Origin of the sequence: Mesorhizobium sp. M00.F.Ca.ET.216.01.1.1, assembly GCF_004010325.2 — a bacterium.
GTDB lineage: Bacteria > Pseudomonadota > Alphaproteobacteria > Rhizobiales > Rhizobiaceae > Mesorhizobium.
On record NZ_SADR02000675.1, the window covers coordinates 1 to 278 of the forward strand.

The 278-nt window shown below is 61.2% G+C and carries 1 protein-coding gene; it reads right to left on the reverse strand.

Translation table 11 applies throughout. The features are described from left to right. On the reverse strand, positions 1-278 hold a 278-nt coding region (locus EN859_RS37900), incomplete at both ends, for an ATP-binding cassette domain-containing protein (RefSeq protein WP_135913792.1).

A 278-nucleotide genomic window follows, 5' to 3' on the forward strand; every position in this document is an offset into this window, starting at 1 on the left:
CAGGAATTCCGGGATTTTCAGCGGTTCCTCGCCACGCGCCTTGCGCTGCTCGTTCATCGCTACTTTCAGGAATTCCATGGTGGCGACGCCCGGTATCTCCATCGGATACTGGAAGGCGAGGAAGATGCCTGACGTGGCGCGCTCGGCCGGGTCCATTTCGAGGATCGACTGGCCGTTATAGAGGATGTCGCCCTCGGTCACCTCATAGTCCTCACGGCCAGCGAGGATGTAGGACAGGGTCGATTTGCCCGAGCCGTTCGGGCCCATGATGGCGGCGA